Here is a 14558-nt window from a genome sequence, read left to right as displayed (position 1 = left end):
GTGTCGTCCCCCGCTCCCGGCTCCGTCAGGAGCGCGCGAGCCGGGGCATCCACTTTCCCAGCAAGGTCTGCCACGGAATTCGGTCGCCGAAGAGGGCGAAGGCGCCCCAGAGCGCGGCGATCAGCGCGGCCAGCGCCGCCGCGATGCCAAGCCCCCGGCGGCGGCGGTCCCGTCGCGTCCGGATCGTGGGGATGGCCACCACGGGCTGCACCCCCAGCGCACGCTCCATCTGCATCGCGCTGCGGATGGCCGGGTTGGCAAGTTCCACGATGAAGGCCAGCGCAACCCCGGCCAGCAGGCTGGCCACACCGCCCATGATCGCCACCTTCTTGCGGCTGCCCGACGCCGGAACCTCGGGCACGAGCGCCGTCTCGAGCGCCTCGAAGCGGTCCATCTGCTGGCGATCCTCGAGCATCTGGCCCATCTCTGCATCGGCCTTGCGCCGGGTGATGACGCTGTACTGGTCCTGGAGCCGCTCGAGGTTCCGCTCGAGCGCGGAAAGCTCACGCTCGATCTCGGGGGCCTTCAGGATGGTCGCCTCGATCGACGCGATGCGGCTCTCGACCAGCGCCTTCTGCTCCTGCAACAGGGCGATCTGCCGTGACAGCACCTCCTCGCGCTGGCGGGTGGAGTTGCTCTGCATCGTCACGATCTCGCGGTCGAGTTCGAGCAGGCTGTCCTCGAGCGTGCTGAGCTGGGCACGCAGGGCGGTCATCCCCGATGGCAGCGCGTCGGCGTTGTCCTGCTTGTAGGTCGCGATGCGGGCCTCGGCCTTCTCGATCTCGGCCTCGACGCGGGCGGCCTCGTCCTCGAAGAACTTCAGCGTCTCGCGGGCGCTGCTCGCGCTGCGATTGCGGGACTGGTCGATGACCGTGTACATCAGCTCGTTGGCGAGGTTCGCCGCCTTCTCGGGATCGTCGAGGGTCACCGTGATGAGCAGCCCCGAGGGCGCCTGCTGCATGGCCTGGTAGCCGCTGGTTTCCGCGCGGATCTCGTCGATCCGGATGGCGTCGCGCATGAGGCCGACCCGCTCGGACACGGTCATGGTGGGATCGCCGGCGAACAGCCCGTTGTTGTTCATCAGCCGCACGAGGTTGTCCCGCGACATCAGCCGCTGCTCGATCAGCTGGACGCTGCGCGAGGCGTTGCGGTTCTGCGCGCTCGCCCCGGCGAGCGAGTCGGGCACCTGCCCCTCCTCGATCTGCACGACGGCGCCGGCCTCGTAGATCTTGGTCTGGTTCAGCGCGACCCACAGCGACAGGCCGCAGCCGAGCACCGTCACGAGGAGAATGAGGAACATCCGCCGCCGCAACGCCGCGAGCACCTCTCCGAACGACTGGAACTGGTTCATGTCACTGCTCCCGCAACGTGTGGCCCCCACCCTGCGTTCGAACGGCCCCGGCGCTGTCCGGGCCCGTCCGTGGAATCAGGTCTCGGCACGGTAAACGTGCCGTCTTTGATGAAACGTTTACTCATCATGCCTCATTTTCTCCACGATTCGTGCCCACGTTCGGGGAAACACTGCGTGTCCATTCGGTCAATCGGCGCCATGATTTTGCCTCATTTCGCCGGCTGCGGGACAAGGCACAGCGACAGGATCAGCCCGCCGAGCACCTGCTGCCGGATCGGAAGCACGGCGCCCAGCCCCGGCCCGGTGTCCTGCACCATGCGCATGACGCCGGTGGGCAGGTCCGCCCGCATCGCGTCGAAGCCGAAGACCGCGCGCGTCTCGGGGTATTGCGCCTTGTAGGCGGCTTCCTTGGCGCTGAAAACCCGCGTCGCCGCGTGGCCTTGGCCCATGGGCGCGAGCGCGGCAAGCTCGGCCTCAACGGCGATTTCTGCGACCAGATCGGGCGGCAGCGGCGCGTCGGGCTCGAGGTCGACCCCGAGGCCGCGCCATGCCGCCGCGCGTCCCACGACCGCCACGCAGACCCCGCCGCCATGCGAGATGCTGCCCACGACACCCTCGGGCCAGGCGGGCGCGCGGTCGTCACCGACCGGGATTGCCACGGGCGGCAGACCGATCCGGGCCAGCGCCGCGCGGGCCGCGACCCGGCCCCCGGTGAACTCCGCCACGCGGGTGGGCACGGCACGCGCCATCGCCGCGCGCTCCTCGGGGAACAGCGCGCCCGTGTCGGGCTGCGGCTGGGCCATGGCCCAGCCCAGCCCGTCCGGCAGGTCCACGCAGCCAAGCGTGTCGATGCGCGCAACGGTCTCCATCGGCTCAGGCGCTGCGCCGCGCCCGCATCGCCCGGCGGCGGGCCATCGCCTCGGACCGTGCCTGCGCACGGTCGTTCGCGAGAGGTTCCGGGGCCGGGGCCGGCGTCGACGCGACCGGCTCGGGGGCCTGCACTGCGGACGCCGTCTGCCGAGGCTCCGCGGCGGCGGGCGCAGGCGATGTCTCCGGCTGAAGCAGTGCGGCCACCCGGGCGGTCAGGTCCTCGAGCACGGGGAAGCGGAAGATGTCGGTGATCGACAGTCCTCGCGCACCCAGCTCGTCACGGATCGACCGGTGCGCCTGCACCGCCAGCAGCGAGTGCCCGCCGAGGTCGAAGAAACTGTCGCGCCCGGCGATCTCGGAGACGCCCAGCACCGTTGACCAGATCTCGGCGATCTGCGCCTGCAGCTTCGCGTCGCCCTGCCCCTGCGGGACTGCCGGCCTGACCGGCGCGAGCGCGGGCGCGGCCACCGCCGGTTTCGGCGCGGACACCGTCCGTGCCACCGGCTTCGGCAACGCCTTGCGGTCGACCTTCTTGTTCGGCGTCAGCGGGAAACTGTCGAGCCGCATCATGTGCGTCGGCACCATGAAGCCGGGCAGATCCGCGCCCATCGCCGCCTTGAGGTCGGCCTCGTTCAGCGGCGCATCCGAGGTGTAGTAGCCGACGAGCCGGATGTCGCCCGGCTGGTCCTCGCGCGCGGCGACGACGGCCTGCGTGATGCCCGGCTGCGCCTCCATCACCGCCTCGATCTCACCCAGCTCGATGCGGAAGCCGCGCAGCTTCACCTGGTGGTCGACGCGGCCGATGAAGTCGATCCGGCCGTCGATCCGCCGCCGCACGAGATCGCCGGTGCGATACATCCGCCCGCCGTGGAACGGGTTCGGAACGAAGCGCTCGGCGGTCAGGTCAGCGCGGCCCCAGTAGCCGCGGGTCACGCCTTCGCCGCCGATCCAGAGCTCGCCCGGCTGGCCCACGCCCACCGGCTGCTGCGCGTCGTCGAGCACGTAGAGCTGCTGGTTTGCGAGCGGTGTACCGATGTTGACGATGCCCTCGGCGGCCGAGGCCGCTTCGGTCGAGGACCAGATCGTCGTCTCGGTGGGGCCATACATGTTGGTGACGCGCGCCTCGGTGATCCGGCCGAATTCCTCGACCAGCGATCCGGGCAGCGGCTCACCGCCAAGGAACAGCTGCTGCACCTTGGAAAGCGCGTAGCGGGCCTCGTCGTTCATGGCGATCATCCGGGCCATCGACGGGGTGCACTGCATGTGCGTCACGCCGTGCCGCAGGATCTGCGCCGCGATCGAGAAATCGTCTTCCGCCAGTTCCGGCGCGACATTGGCCTGCTTCACCACCTGCGCCAGCGGTCTCAGCCCGTCGAGCACCTGCTCGCGCGGTATGCCGTAGTCGATCAGGCAGGCGATCTCGGTCACGCCGATGCGCTTGAGCTGCTCGGTCCGCTGAAGCGCGTCCTCGACCGTGCCGAACAGGCCGCTTTCGTTGAAATACCGCTCGAAGGCGAAGTCGAGGATCGCCTCGAGGTCGTCGTCGGTGAGGATCTCGAGATCCAGCTCGAACGGGTTGTTGAGCCCCTTGGGTCGCTTGAAGGCCGGAAAGCTCCAGGCATACTGCTTGATGAGCCCCGCCGCCGAGCGGAGATACTCGCGCATCGGACCGCGCGCCGTCTCGCGAGCCGCGTCGCGGCTGTCGGCGATGTAGGTGTGCAGCATCAGCGAGACGCTGAACTCGGCCGGGTCATGCCCCGCCTCGCGCAGCGCGGCATGATACAGGCGGATCTTCTCGGCGACCTCGTCGATGGACTGGCCCAGCAGGTGCGTCAGCACGTTGCAGCCGAGCCGCCCAGCCTCCTTCCACGTTTCGGGGTTGCCCGCGGTCGTCACCCAGACCGGCAGCTCCGCGGACACCGGGCGCGGCTGCGTCACCACGTCGAACAGGCTGCCGTCCTTGCGCGGAAACGCCACTGCCTCGCCGCGCCAGAGCCTGCGCAGCTGGTCGATGCTCTCGAGCATGGCCGGCTTGTTGTCCGGCGGCGTGTTCTCGGGGCGCAATACGAAGTCGTCGGGCTGCCAGCCGCTTGCGATGGCAAGCCCCGCGCGACCGTTGGTCAGGTTGTCGATCACCGCCCATTCCTCGGCGATGCGCGCCGGATGATGCAGCGGCGCCACCACCGAGCCCGACCGCACGCCGATGTTGCGGGTCACGGCGGCGACGGCGGCGCCGGTCACCGAGGGGTTCGGGTAGGGGCCGCCGAAGGCATGGAAGTGCCGCTCGGGCGTCCAGACCGCCGAGAAGCCGTTGGCGTCGGCGAATTTCGCGCCTTCGAGCAGCATGGCATACTTGTCGCGTCCGGTGCCGTCATCGTTGCCCCAGTAGTAGATCGAGAACTCCATGCCGTGATCCGACAGCGGCATCGGCCCCTTCGAGATCAGGCCGCGATCCTCGTCCGAGGTCAGCACCACCTTGAAGCCGCGCGCGGTCGTGTAGAACAGCTCAAGCACCGAGATGTCGAAGCTGAGACTGGTCACGGCAAGCCAGATGCCCGGCGGATCGTGCGGCACCACGGCATCCATGCCGAGGTAGAAGTTCAGCACGTTGCGATGCTCGATCATCACCCCCTTGGGGGTGCCGGTCGAACCGCTGGTGTAGATCAGGTAGGCAAGATCGTCGGGGTTGCTGGCCGCTTCGGGCACCGTCGTGGACGCCTGCGCAAGACGCGGATCGGCGTCGATGACCAGAAGCGCGGCCTCGTGCGGCGGCAGTTCGCCCTGCAGCGCCGCCTGAGTCACGATCACCGGCGCGCCGCTGTCGGCGATGTAGTGCCTCAGCCGGTCCGCCGGGTAGGCCGGGTCGAGCGGCAGGTAGGCGCCTCCGGCCTTGAGGATCCCCAGCGCCGCCACCATCAGGTCGACCGAGCGACGGGTGTGCAGCCCGACGACCGTGCCCGCCGTCACCCCCATGCCGCGCAGCACATGCGCCACCTGGTTGGCACGCGCGTCGAGCTGGGCATAGGTCAGCGCGCGGTCCTCGAAGACCAGCGCGATGGCCTCCGGCGTCCTGGCCGCCTGCGCCTCGAAGGCCGCCTGCATGGTGAGGCCACAGTCATGCGCCTGCCCGGTGGCGTTCCATCGATTGAGAACCATGTCGCGCTCGGCCTCGGGCAGCACCGGCAGCGCGGCGACCGTTGCTCCGGCATCGGCCTCGCGGGCCAGCAGTTCCAGGCGCGCGGCGAGCAGCTCGGCCTGCGCCGGCGGCATCCGCCCGGTGTCGGTGTGAAACGTGGCCATGCCGTCGGTCAGCTCGACCGTGACGGCGGTGCCGGGGATGTGCCCCGCGCCGAAGCTGAGCCCGATATGCGGCACCTGCGGCGGGCCGCTCAGGTCGGGATCGCGGGCGGGCAGGTCCGTCAGGAAGCCCTTGCGCTTGCGGGTCTCGTTCAGCGCGGTCTCCAGCGCCTCGGCCAGCCCGCCGAGGCTGCCCCCGGCGTCTATGCGCAGCGGCACCCAGGGCGCGATGAACCCACCGCCGGAGAGGTCCGCGAGCGCGGCGTCGGCACAGGCGATATCGCAGAGGTCATGCCCATCAAGCCGCGCCGCCCATGCGGCGACAAGGGCTTCCGGCGCGACGGCCTCGCCCAGCACAAGCGGCCGCGAGACCAGCGCACCGCCGCCTTTGCCGAGGCCCTGAAGCTCGACCGGCGCGAGATCGGCGTGCCGTGCGCGCCAGTGGCGCTCGTGGGGCGCGACCTCGGCGACACGCGCGGAGATGGCGGCGCGTTCCTCGACCGAGGGCACATCGAGCACGTCACCGGGCTTGCCGACCTGCGCCACCAGCGCCAGCGCGCCGCAGAGATGGGTGAAATGCGCCATTTTCAGCGCGCCCTCGCCGCAGGCCACGGTGAGATGGTCGTCGGTCGCCTCGACCACCGCGCCGGGCGTGCCGGCGCCCTCCACCGCCCTTGCGCTGCCGACAAGCCAGAGCCTGCCGTGCGCGCGCAGCTTCGGCGCGGAGAGCGGGTTGGCATAGCCTCCATGGTCAAGCGCCCGCACCAGCCGCGCGAGCTCATGCGCCGGCCGGGTGAAATCAAGCAGACCATGCGCCGAGGGACGGTCGGCCAGTGCGTGATAGCTGCGCTGCGACAGGTCCTGCGGCACGCGGCGCAGCCCGTGTTCGAGTTGGTCGAGCAGGTCTCCGAAGCTGTCGATGGCGGCCTCGTAGGCCTTGGTGTTGAGCGTCAGCGCGGTATCGGTCGCGGCAATGTCGAACCCGCGCGTGACAAGGATGTCGCCCTCGTCGACACCGCCTTCGATCATGTGCCAGGTGATGCCGTGGCGGCTTTCGCCCTCGATCAGCGCCCAAACCGGGGCGTTGAGCCCGGCGTGCCGGGGCAGCGGGCCGTCGTGGAAGTTGACCGCGCCCTGCGCGGGCATTGCGAGCACGTCGCGCTGGATCATGTCGAGGTTCGAGATCGACAGCAGCCAGTCAAAGCCGCCCATCGGCGCGAGCCGTGCCGAAAGCCCCGCGCCCGGCGCCACGACCGGCAACGCGCGGCCCTCGGCCCATGCCGCGATGTCGGGGTTTCGGGTCACCACCGCCCGGATGGCGTGGCCCGCCGCGAGCAGCTTCTCGCTGCACTGCACGAGCAGGGATTCATTGCCGATCACCACGCTGGAAAACTGCGCCATCCTGATTACTCCGCTTGGGTCCCGAGCGCGCCGGTGTGCCCGGAGCGCGCCTCGCGTTGCGCCGGCAGGGGCCGAAGCAGCGCCTTGAGATCGTGAAACAACAAATCGCGCAGGAAGCGCGGCGGATCGGCCGGAGGCTTGCGCTGCACCAGCCGGCGCAGCCGCCACGTCAGCCCGCCCGCCACATGCGCGAGGGTCGCCATGGCCGCATAGGCGCGACCGTGGCTCTTGGTGAAATAATGCCAGCGGCTGTCGAGCCAGAAGCCCGGCACGCGCGCCCAGGTCTTCATCCCCGTCGAGACCGAGCCGATGTGCGTGACCTCGCTGTCGCGGATGTAATGCACCTCGTGTCCGGCCCGCGCCGCGCGCAGGCAAAGGTCGGTTTCCTCGAAGTAGAGAAAGAAGGTCTCGTCGAAGAGCCCGATCTCGTCGAGCACGCTCTGCCGCATCATCATCGACGCCCCGGCAAGCCAGTCGACCCGCTCGCGGGTCTGCGGAATGCCGATGGGCACGATCTTGCGCTTCAGCATCCGCGAGAACGGCCCGAAACGCGCCGCGCCCTCGAACTCGGACCAGACCGAGGGGAAGCGGAAGGCGGTGAGGTGCGGTGTGCCGTCCTCGCCGTGGATGTAGCTGCCGGCGAAGCCCGTGGCCGGATGGCTTTCAAGGTGATCCAGAAGCGCCGACAGCGCCCCGGGGTCGGGAAAGGCGTCGGAATTCAGGATGTAGACGTAATCGGGGCGGCTGCCGTCGGACCAGCCGGCCCGGATTCCGACGTTGTTGCCGGCGCCGAAGCCGCCGTTGCGCCCCGCCTGGATCAGCCGCACCGGCGCGCCCCGTGCCCAGGGCTCCGCGGCAAGCGCTGCCTGCATCGTCTCGAAGGAGCCGTCGCCGCTGTCGTTGTCCACCACGATCAGTTCGGCGTTGAGCCCCTGCATCTCGCGCAGCGCGGCGCGGACCGAGCGCAGGGTCATGGCGGCCGTCCGGTAGTTCAGCGATATGACCAGCAGCTTCGGTCCCATCTGCGCTACTCCGCCGCCCGGTGGTTGGGGAAATCCACCACCTCGGAGCCGTGCCGCCGGGCCTCGGCGCCGGCGATGGCCTCGCGCATCAGCGCGGCAAGCACGCGGACGTTGGGCTCAAGCACCATCGAGTCGTGGTCGCCGGGCACCTCATGCGCCTCGACATGCGGCACGAACCGCGACCAGTCGTTGTCGTTCAGGACGTAGGCCCGTTCGGAGTTCACGATGCGACCCCCCGAGACCTGCCACTTGCCCACCAGCGGCGGCCGGTAGAGCACCAGCCGACCGTCCCACGGTGTGACCTCGTAACGGGCCACCGCCGCGAGGAAGGCGGCCTCGATCTCGGCGTTGTGGAAGCTGTGCTCGGCCCCGGTCTCTGCACCGGTGCGGCGCTTCGCGATTTCCCAGCGGATGCGGTTGCGCGCCCAGAGCAGCGGGTAGAACGGCCCCTTGGCGCGCGCCTCCTGCAGCTGGATCAGCAGCCGGTCGCGCGGCGCAAGCGGGCGGCGCACCGGCAACGGCGTGTCGAGCAGGACGCAGAGCGACACCTCCTCGCCCGCCGTCTCGAGCTGCCGGGCGATCTCGAAGGCTGTGATGCCGCCCCCCGAGAAACCGCCGACCATGTAGGGGCCCTCGGGCTGCACCTGCCGCATCTCGGCAATGTAGTCCCGGGCCATCTCGACGATGTCGTGATGCGGTGCCTCGCCCCCGTAGAGCCCGCGCGCCTGAAGCCCGTAGAAGGGCCGGTCGGCGCCCAGAAGATGCGCGAGGTGGCGCAGGTTCAGCACGTTGCCGAACATCCCCGCCACGAGGAAGAACGGCGTCTTCGGACCGCCCTCGCCATCGTGCATCGGCACGATGTGGGTAAACCGGCGCTCCGGGGCCTTGGGCGCGGCCCCCTCGGGTGCATCCTCGGCGGCGATGCCCGCCTGCTCGGCGATGAGCACGGCGCACTTGCGGATCGTCGGGGCTTCGAACAGCACCGAGATCGGGAAGTCGATGCGCCATGTCTTCTTGACCATCGAGAACAGCCGCACCGCAATGAGACTGTGCCCGCCGAGATCGAAGAAGCTGTCCTCGACACCGACGGTCTGCACGCCCAGAAGATCCTCCCAGAAGCCGACGAGCGTACGCTCGATGTCGTTCTCCGGCGCGACGTAATCGCCGTCGAGCTGCGGGCGGTCGAATTTCTGCGGGCTGGCCTGCTCGGCGGTCGCGGCGGCGGTCTGCCGGGTGAGCGCGTCGAGATCCATCGACGAGACCACCACCTGCGGCGCACCCAGCGCCAATGCGCGGGCAAAGGCGGCCACCCCCTCGGCGGGCAGGATGCCCTGGCTCAGGTTGTGGGCCAGCCGTTCCTCGGCCGGAGAGAGCGGCTGCGCGGCGTCCTGCGGGCCGTCGACCTCGAGCTCGGCGGCGGTCAGGCGCGGCGCGGCCTGCAGCACGTCCGCCTGCGCCAGCTTGTGGATGGTGAAGCCCGCGATCTCGACAAGCACCGCGCCGTCGGGCGCGCAGAGAGTGATGTCGAAGCTCGCGGTCTCGGCATCGGCGCGGTTCTCCGCGGCGTTGCGCACCCAGCTGACGATCTTTCCGGTCAGCGGCGCGTGCACACGAACGCGGGCGTAGCTCACCGGCACCCAGAGGTGCGTCGGCTGGTAGCCCTTGATCAGCTCCATCGCCCAGCCGGTGGCAATGTCCATCAGCGCGGGATGCAGCAGGCAACCGTCGCCACGGGCACTGTCGGCCAGCGACAACTCGGCGATGCCCTCGCCCTCGCCCAGCGCGCGGCTGTCGAGCACCTTCCAGCGCGGACCGAAGGCAAGCTGCACCTCCTGCGCGGTGGCAAGCTTGCCGCCGGGCGCGGCAACCACGGGCTTGCCGCAACGGGCACGGATCGCGGCAAGGTCGAGCGGCTCGGGCCGTTGCATCGGCAGCAACGCCAGCGTGCCCTGCGCGGTCAGCGCGTGCCCGCGCCGGCCCCCCAGCGTGGCGTCGGCCAGCACGTCGAACCCGTAGCCCTCGTCGCGGCGCGACAGCCGCAAACGCAGCTCGCGCGAGCCGCCGTCGGCCACACGCAGCGGCCGCAGGAAGGTCAGGTCGCGGATCTCGAACGGACCCGTCTCGGCCTGCGCCCGCAACGCCTCGGCGGCGAGCGCGAGGTATCCGGTGCCCGGCAGCAGCGCGTCACCCGCTTTCGTGCGGTGCTCGTCGATGAACCAGTCGTCCGAGGAATAGCGCGCGGTGAACAGCCGGTTGCCCTGCCCGTCAAAGGTCTTTTCGTCCAGCATCGGCACACCGGCGGGCTCGACCGGCGCCTTGGGCACCTCGCCCCGGCGCGCGGCGACCGCCTCGGCGGCCATGCCGACCTCGTTCCAGATGCCCCAGCTGATCGCCACGACCCGCGTGCGGCCCCCGGCCCGCGCCTGGGCAAAGGCGTTGAGGTATTCGTTGGCGGCGACGTAATCCACCTGGCCCGGCGGAGCAGTGACCGTCGAAGACGACGAGAACAGCGCCATCCAGTCGGTGCTGCCGTCGGGAAAGACCTCGCCCAGCACCTGTGTGCCGTGGATCTTCGGCGTGAACACGTCCTCGACCGAGGCCGGGCTTTTCGTCAGCAGAGGCGCATCGGCGATGACGCCCGCGCCGTGGATCACGCCGGTGATGCGTCCGAAGCGGTCTTCGGCGGCGCGGCGCACCGCCTGCATCTGGCCGAGGTTGCAGACGTCGGCGGCGGCGACCATGACATCGGCCCCGGCCTCTTCCAGCGCCCGGACCGCGCGGATGCGGCGGGCGATCCGATCCTGCGGGGCATGACGACCAAGGTAGTCGTCCCATTGCCCACGCTCGGGCAGCGCCTCGCGCGAGACCAGCACGAGGTTTGCGCCACGGACGGCGAAATCCTGCGCCAGCGTCAGGCCGATGCCGCCGAAACCGCCGGTGACAAGATAGGTGCCGCCGGCCTCTGGCTCAGGCGGTTCGGCCGGCAGCGTCACCGGCTTCATGGCGCATTCGAAGCGGCGCGCCCCGCGCAGCGCCGCGATGGCGTTGGCGGGCGCGGAAAGCAGCTCTTCGAGAAGCTGGTCCGCCACACGGTCGAGCGCGGAACTCCGCTCGGCCACGGACTTGCGGTGCCTCAGCAACCCCTCTTCCGCGGCGGCGGGCAGCACGAGGTCGAGGGTCGAGACCGTCACCCCCGGCAACTCGCGCGGGATCACCCGCGCCGGCCCGGCGATGGTCGCCTTGGCCGGAGAGCTCAGCGCCTCGTCGCGCAGCCGGGCAGCGCCGTTGGTCGCCACGGTCAGGTGCAGCGGGCGCGGCACGTTCTCGTCGGCCAACGCCTGCGCGAGAAAGAGCAGCGAGTAGAAGCCCTGCTCCTGCAGGCGGTGGAAGAAGCTCGAGCCGGGGCGATGCGTCTCGCCCTCGGTCACCAGCCAGAAGTGCCCGATGCGGGTGGGGACATGACCGCGCAACGCGAGATCCTGCAACAGCAGGTCGTAGCCCTCGCGGCCGCGCTCTGGGGCCAGCAGGCAGGAGGTGTCGGAAAGCCGCGTGAAGCTGTCGCCGGGGCGCACCTCGACGACCGTATGCCCGGCGCCGGAGAGCCGCGCGGCGGCGCGCGCCGCCAGCCCGGCCTCGTCCATGAACATCAGCCATGTCTGCGGCTCGGCATCGGCAAGACCGGCCTCGACATCGACCTCGACCGCGGCAGCGCGGGGGCGCCAGACCGGTTTCCAGCCCCATTGCGACAGGTCGTCGGTGCGCATCAGGTATTGCGGCGCGGTGTCGGCCTGCGCCTTGCCCGGCGCGATGAAATAGGGCGCCCGCTGGAAGGCGTAGGAGGGCAGCACGACGCGCCGGCGGCGCGTATCGCCCCAGACCTGCCCCCAGTCGAACGCGGCGCCCAGCGCCCAGAGCCGGCCCAGCACCTCGAACATGTGCTTGTCGTCGGCGATGGTCTCGTCGCGGTGCCGCAGCGAGGACAGCACCTGCTGGCCGTTCACCTGCGGATGCTGCCGCGCCAGTGCCGACAGCGCCTTGCCCGGCCCGACCTCAAGGAAGATGCGGTTGGGCCGCGCCACCGCCTCGATGCAGTCGGCAAAATGCACGGTGCCGCGCAGATGCTCGACCCAGTAGTCGGGCGAGGTCGCCTGAGCCTCGGTCATCAGCGCGCCGGTGCGGTTCGAGGTCAGCGGGATCTGCGGCGGGAGCAGGTCGATGGAGGCCAGGTACGCCCGGAAGTCCGCAAGAATCGGCTCGAGCATCCGGCTGTGCGCGGCGATGTCGATGGCGATGCGGTGGCATTCGATGCCCTCGGCCTTCAGCGCGGTCTCGAGCGCCTGAAGCGCGGCCACCGGCCCCGAGGCGACCGACAGTTCGGGCGCGTTGATGACGCCAAGGTCAAGGTCATCGCCCAGACGCGGTGCAAGCGCGTCGGCCGGCAGGTTGACCGACAGCATCCCGCCGGCGGGCACCGTGTCGAACAGCCGCCCGCGCAAGTGCACGAGCCCGATGCAGTCCTCGAAGCTCATCACGCCGGCAAGGCAGGCGGCGGTGTTCTCGCCCATCGAATGACCGGCCAGCGCGACCGGCGCGATGCCCCAGCTCATCCAGAGCTGCGCCAGCGCGTACTCGGTGATCATGATCAGCGGCAGCTGCAGCGACGGACGCTTCAGCGCGGCGTCGGCTTCGGCGGTGTCACCCTCGGGCAGCCAGAGCGCGCGGATGTCGGCGTCGGTGATCCCGGCCAGCGCGTCGAGCCCGCGATCCATCCATTCGGCGAAGACCGGCTCGGTCTCGTAGAGATCCCGCGCCATGCCGGCGTATTGCGCGCCGCCGCCGGGAAAGGTGAAGACCACCTCGGGGCGCTCGACGGCGCTGTGGGAATGCACCCGGCGCGGGTTGTCCTCCTCGAGCAGGCGGGCGGCCTCCTCGTGGGTCTCGGCCACGACGATACGGCGCTTCTCGAAGCCGTGGCGGCCCTCCTTAAGGGTGAAGGCCACGTCGGCCAACGGTTGCTCGGGGTGGGCGCGCAAATGCGCCGCAAGCCGCTTCGCGCCCTCGTCGAGCGCCGCCTTGCTGCGCGCCGAGAGCGTCAGGATCTGGAACGGCCAGTCGCTGTCCTCGGAGGGTGCCATCTCGGGCGCCTCCTCGAGCACGGCGTGGGCATTCGTGCCCCCGACGCCCAGCGAGTTGACCCCGGCCCGGCGCGGATGATGCGCGCGCGGCCAGGGCGTCAGCCGGTCATTCACGAGAAACGGCGAATTGTCGAAGTCGATCGCCGGGTTCGGCGCCTCGAAGCCCAGCGAGGGCGGCATTTCGGCGTTGTGCAGCGCCAGCGAGGTCTTGATGAGGCTCGCCACCCCCGCCGCCGTGTCGAGATGCCCGATGTTGGTCTTGACCGAGCCGATGCGGCAATGCCCCACGGCGGTCGAGGTCTCGCGGAAGGCCTGCGTCATGGCGGCGACCTCGATCGGGTCGCCAAGGTAGGTGCCGGTGCCGTGGCATTCGACGTAGTCCACGGTATCCGACCGGATGCCCGCGATGGCCTGCGCCTCGGCCACCGCCTGCGCCTGGCCGTCGACCGACGGCGCGAGATAACCCGCCTTCTGCGCGCCGTCGTTGTTGACGGCGGTGCCCTTGATGACGGCCCAGATGTGGTCGCCGTCGGCCAGCGCATCGGCAAGCCGGCGCAGCACCACGACGCCCGCGCCCGATCCGAAGACCGTGCCCTGCGCGCGGTGATCGAAGGCATGGCATGCGCCGTCGGGCGAGAGGATCTCGTTTTCCTTGTAGAGGTAGCCGCGCCGCTGCGGCAGCTCGATGGTAGCGCCGCCCGCCAGTGCCATGTCGCACTCGCCGTTGAGCAGCGCCTGGCAGGCGTAATGCGCCGCCACGAGCGAGGTCGAGCAGGCGGTCTGGAGGTTGATCGACGGCCCGTGCAGGTCGAAGACATGACTCGCCCGCGTGGTCATGAAGTCCTTGTCGTTGCCGGTATGGCGCAGCAGGAACATGCCCGTGTTCTCGACCAGGTCCGGGTTCGAGCAGACGTTGAAGTAGAAATACGAGCCCATCCCGCAGCCGGCGAAGACGCCGACCTGGCCGTCGAAGCTTTCGGGAACGTGGCCGGCGTTCTCGAAGGCCTCCCAGGCGGCCTCGAGGAACTGGCGGTGCTGCGGGTCCATGATCGCCGCTTCCTTGGGCGAGAACCCGAAGAACTCGGCGTCGAACATCTCGAAATCGTCGAGCGGCGCGGCGAAGGGCACGTAGTCCTTGTGGCGGATCAGGCCGGGGGACTCACCCGCCTCGAGCAGCTCGTCCTCGGACAGGCGCCGGATCGAGGAGCGGCCCGCGCGCAGGTTCTCCCAGTATTGCAGGATGCTCTCGGCGCCCGGCAGATGCGCGGCCATGCCGACGATGGCGATGTCGTTTTCGCCGGCGACGTGCTGTGCTGCATTGCTCATGACCCGTTACCCCGTCACATGTGACACTAGGGTTCTGTAAAGGATAAATGGGGAGGAAATGCGGCGAGTTTGAGCTATCCCCACCGGCCTCGCCCCCGGAATGCCAAAGACTCAGAGTAACTGTTGTGCCACGAAAAACAGTCTCGGGATATCTGG

The 14558-nt window shown here is 69.9% G+C and carries 5 protein-coding genes; all 5 read right to left on the bottom strand.

Features of this window, described 5'->3' with window-relative positions; genetic code table 11:
• Positions 1 to 25: 25 nt before the first annotated feature.
• Entirely contained in the window at positions 26 to 1351 is a 1326-nt protein-coding gene (locus tag D6860_RS19365) for a GumC family protein (protein ID WP_076623013.1), read from the bottom strand.
• A gap of 209 nt (positions 1352 to 1560) precedes the next feature.
• Positions 1561 to 2220, bottom strand: coding sequence for a 4'-phosphopantetheinyl transferase family protein (locus tag D6860_RS19360; protein ID WP_076623012.1), 660 nt, complete (start codon positions 2218 to 2220; stop codon positions 1561 to 1563).
• 4 nt (positions 2221 to 2224) lie between these two features.
• Positions 2225 to 6919, bottom strand: a complete 4695-nt coding sequence (locus tag D6860_RS19355) for a MupA/Atu3671 family FMN-dependent luciferase-like monooxygenase (protein ID WP_076623011.1) — start codon at positions 6917 to 6919, stop codon at positions 2225 to 2227.
• Between the two features lie 5 nt (positions 6920 to 6924).
• Positions 6925 to 7941 (bottom strand): glycosyltransferase family 2 protein, encoded by a 1017-nt coding sequence (locus D6860_RS19350; protein WP_076623010.1) that lies wholly within the window; start codon positions 7939 to 7941, stop codon positions 6925 to 6927.
• A gap of 5 nt (positions 7942 to 7946) precedes the next feature.
• Positions 7947 to 14402 carry a type I polyketide synthase gene (locus D6860_RS19345; protein ID WP_076623009.1) on the bottom strand — a complete coding sequence of 2152 codons (6456 nt, stop codon included), beginning with the start codon at positions 14400 to 14402 and terminating at the stop codon, positions 7947 to 7949.
• Between the last annotated feature and the right edge of the window lie 156 nt (positions 14403 to 14558).

It is taken from the genome of Salipiger sp. D13 (assembly GCF_003703915.1).
In the GTDB taxonomy this organism is placed as follows: Bacteria; Pseudomonadota; Alphaproteobacteria; order Rhodobacterales; family Rhodobacteraceae; genus Salipiger; species Salipiger profundus.
This window is presented reverse-complemented; position numbering and strand designations above follow the sequence as displayed.

What these genes read in the sequence shown, in the direction of transcription:
- D6860_RS19365 (WP_076623013.1), bottom strand. Translation starts at nt 1,351, where the DNA reads ATGAACCAGTTCCAGTCGTTCGGAGAGGTGCTCGCGGCGTTGCGGCGG.
- D6860_RS19360 (WP_076623012.1), bottom strand. Translation starts at nt 2,220, where the DNA reads ATGGAGACCGTTGCGCGCATCGACACGCTTGGCTGCGTGGACCTGCCG.
- D6860_RS19355 (WP_076623011.1), bottom strand. Translation starts at nt 6,919, where the DNA reads ATGGCGCAGTTTTCCAGCGTGGTGATCGGCAATGAATCCCTGCTCGTG.
- D6860_RS19350 (WP_076623010.1), bottom strand. Translation starts at nt 7,941, where the DNA reads ATGGGACCGAAGCTGCTGGTCATATCGCTGAACTACCGGACGGCCGCC.
- D6860_RS19345 (WP_076623009.1), bottom strand. Translation starts at nt 14,402, where the DNA reads ATGAGCAATGCAGCACAGCACGTCGCCGGCGAAAACGACATCGCCATC.